Source organism: Mesorhizobium sp. M8A.F.Ca.ET.021.01.1.1 (genome assembly GCF_003998025.1).
In the GTDB taxonomy this organism is placed as follows: Bacteria; Pseudomonadota; Alphaproteobacteria; order Rhizobiales; family Rhizobiaceae; genus Mesorhizobium.
This window is the reverse complement of sequence record NZ_RZSJ01000662.1, coordinates 1-3,184: the sequence shown is the minus strand read 5'-3', so window position 1 is coordinate 3,184 and position 3,184 is coordinate 1. Positions and strand designations below refer to the sequence as shown.

Sequence of the window (3,184 nt, the reverse complement as noted above, 5' to 3'; positions counted from 1 at the left end):
CCGCCGCTACCCGGAACCAGGCGAGGCCGCCCTGCCCGCCTATCTCGAAAGGCAAAACTACGAGACCATCCGCGGCAATATAGACCGCGTCGCCATCCACCATGCCAACCTGATCGAATTCCTCGCCGGCAAGGATGCAGGCGCCGTCGACCGCTTCATCCTGCTCGATGCGCAGGACTGGATGACCGACGACCAGCTCAATGCGTTGTGGTCGGAAATCACCCGGACCGCCTCGGCCGGCGCCCGCGTCATCTTCCGTACCGCCGCCGAGCCCAGTCTGTTGCCGGGGCGCGTCTCGACTTCGCTGCTCGATCAGTGGGACTATCAGGACCAAGCATCGCGCGAATTCTCGGCCCGCGACCGCTCCGCCATCTATGGCGGCTTCCACCTCTATGTGAAGCGCCCGGCATGAGCACGACGGAACTGCCGGCCAGCCCCGAATTCAAGGCTAACCATGCCGAACTGATGGACGGCGTCTACCGCTGGCAGCGCCACATCTATGACCTGACCCGCAAGTACTACCTGCTTGGCCGCGACCGGCTGATCGCGGGGCTGGACGTGCCGCCGGGCGGCGCCGTTCTGGAGCTCGGCTGCGGAACCGGGCGCAACATCATCCTCGCTGCCCGCGCCTATCCCGATGCCCGCTTCTTCGGCCTGGATATTTCGGCCGAAATGCTGGAAACGGCGAGCAAGGCGATCGACCGCGAAGGCCTGTCGGACCGCGTCATGCTGGCAAGGGGCGACGCCACCGATTTCGACGCCAAGGCGCTATTCGGCAAAGGCAGATTCGACCGGGTCTTCGTCTCCTATTCGCTATCAATGATCCCGGGCTGGGAGAAGACGGTCTCGGCAGCACTTGCCGCGCTGGCCCCGACGGGCTCGCTGCACATAGTCGATTTCGGCCAGCAGGAAGGCCTGCCGGGGTGGTTCCGCGCGTTGCTGCGCGGCTGGCTGAAGAAATTCCACGTCACGCCACGCGAATCCCTGCGTGATGTTCTGGAATCGCAGGCCGAGCGAACCGGCGCAACCTTCCGTTTTCGCACGCTTTATCGTGGCTATGCCTGGTTGGCTGTGATTGGGCCACACAGCTAGCTAGTGCAGCGCCTTCACCAGCGCCCCCACCATCGCCCGCGGGCGATAGTTGAGTTTGGCCGGCGTTAGCCCGAGCCTCACCACGACCAATTGCTCGGACGGGATGATGGCGACCGTCTGCCCGTCATGGCCTTCCATCCAGTAAGTGTCCCTGGGCAGGCCGGCGGCGACGCCGGCACCGGGGTTTTCCTCATCGCCCGGCGCTTCGATCCACAACTGGCCCTTGCCGTAGACTTTCGAGGCGGATGCCGGCTCGCGCATCCAGTCGACGAAGCCGGCCGGCAGGACCTGGTTGCCGTTCCAAACCCCGCCTTGCAGCAGGAACTGGCCGAAGCGCGCCCAGTCATGTGCCGTGGCGTAGAGATAGGACGAGCCGACGAAAGTGCCCTGCTCGTCGGTCTCCAACACCGCGCTGTGCATGCCGAGCGGCTCGAACAGCGCCGTGCGCGGCCATGTCAGCGCCTTGGCCTTGTCGCCGATCGCGTCCTGCCAGAGGCGCGACAGCATCACCGCCGTGCCGCTCGAATAGGAAAACACCTTGCCAACCTCGCCGGTGAGCGGCTTGGCTTCGGCAAAACCCGCCATGTCGGGTTCGAGATAGAGCATGCGCGTCACATCGGCGACGTCGCCATAGTCTTCGTTGAATTCCAGCCCGCTCGACATCGCCATCATGTCGGCAAGGCTGATCGCGGCGCGACCGTCCGCCTTCCAAGGGGTAAACAGGCCCTTCTTGTCGACCGCCATTTTGCCCTCTTTGACCAGCGTGCCGACGATGGCGGCATTGACCGTCTTGGTCATCGACCAGCCGAGCAGTGGCGTCTTGGCCGAAAAGCCGTCGCCATAGCGCTCCGCGACGACCCGCCCGTTCTTGACCACGACGATCGCGCGCATGCCGGTTCCGGCCATGGCGTCGTCGCCGACGACCTTCGAGACCTCTGGGTTCTGCGATGCATCGACCCGTTCGCCCTCCGGCCACGGCGCATCCTGGCTTGTCGCAGCGGGTTCGGCATGGACCGTCGTGCGCCGCGCCTTGCCGACATCGCCGTCTGGAACCGAGGCGCAGCCCAGCCCGTCGCGGGCGACCGCCTCGCTCTTGCCGAGGAAGCCGAGCAGGCCGGCCGAAACCGTCCCCCGGTTCTTGTCGACGGAGACCCGCATCAGCCGCAGCAGCGGATGGCCGGGCGCCTGCACATCGACGGCCAACACCTCATTGGCGTCGCGCCCGGCGATGAAGACGTTGGAGCAGACGATCTTGGCCGAATAGCCCGAGCCGACGCGGATGAGTTCCGGCGGCGCGATATAGAGCCAGGCAAACAGCGCGACGACCGCCAGCACGATCAGGCCAAGCAGCCATTTGACGATCTTGACGACGAACCGCATCTGCTTCTCCCAGGCACGCGCCTGACCTTATGTCATCGATTTGCCGCCATTGCTTCCGCAAAATCGGTGCTCTTGTCGAGCGCCATCAACGGATTATCAACCATGATCGGCGATCACAGGGATGCATGTCGCCCAGAAGTGCGCAGCGGTTTTGGGACAACGACATGCACGAAAAACGACTATGCTGGGCGATGCGTGGGGCGATCGCCTGGAGGGGGCCAGACTAACCTCGGCCATCGGTGCACAGACCCATCAGCGACCGGCTGATTCCGGCTTGGAAGTTGCGATGCGCCGTCTTGCGGTCCTTTTCATGCTGACGCTGCTCGGCGCCTGCTCGACCGTCGACGATCTCTCGCCGCTGTCGCCGTCCGCATCGAGCAGTCCGACGGTGGCCGTGCGCGCGCCGCGCTTTGCCGATTCCAAGCCGCATGAGTGGGACAGCGGCGCGCCGTGGAACTATGCCATCCACGGCACCGACGTCTCCAAATACCAGACCTCGGTCGACTGGCCGACGGCCAAGGCCAGCGGCATCTCCTTCGCCTTCATCAAGGCGACCGAAGGCGGCGACCGCTTCGACGAATATTTCGGCGAACATTGGGCGCGCACCAAGGCCGCCGGCGTTCCGCGCGCTGCCTATCATTTCTTCTATTTCTGCACCCCGGCGGCGCAGCAGGCGCGCTGGTTCATCCAGAATGTCCCCGTCGACCGCTGT

General features: G+C 64.8%; 4 protein-coding genes. 3 read left to right on the top strand and 1 reads right to left on the bottom strand.

Features of this window, described 5'->3' with window-relative positions:
• On the top strand, nucleotides 1–412 hold a 412-nt coding region (locus tag EOA36_RS31725), incomplete at its 5' end, for a DUF3419 family protein (RefSeq protein WP_127280801.1).
• The gene (locus EOA36_RS31720) at nucleotides 409–1,092 is read left to right on the top strand and encodes a class I SAM-dependent methyltransferase (protein WP_127280800.1); all 684 of its coding nucleotides are present in this window, start codon (nucleotides 409–411) and stop codon (nucleotides 1,090–1,092) included. The genes EOA36_RS31725 and EOA36_RS31720, both read left to right, overlap by 4 nt.
• On the opposite strand, the gene EOA36_RS31715 is transcribed toward EOA36_RS31720, so the two are convergent.
• A complete protein-coding gene (locus tag EOA36_RS31715; RefSeq protein WP_127280799.1) occupies nucleotides 1,093–2,472 on the bottom strand; it encodes a serine hydrolase in 1,380 nt (459 codons plus the stop codon).
• 286 nt (nucleotides 2,473–2,758) lie between these two features.
• On the opposite strand from EOA36_RS31715, the gene EOA36_RS31710 reads away from it, so the two are divergent.
• On the top strand, nucleotides 2,759–3,184 hold a 426-nt coding region (locus EOA36_RS31710), incomplete at its 3' end, for a GH25 family lysozyme (RefSeq protein ID WP_281040100.1).

Coding starts and splice junctions, on each gene's coding strand:
- EOA36_RS31720 (WP_127280800.1), top strand. CDS start 409: ATGAGCACGACGGAACTGCCGGCCAGCCCCGAATTCAAGGCTAACCAT.
- EOA36_RS31715 (WP_127280799.1), bottom strand. CDS start 2,472: ATGCGGTTCGTCGTCAAGATCGTCAAATGGCTGCTTGGCCTGATCGTG.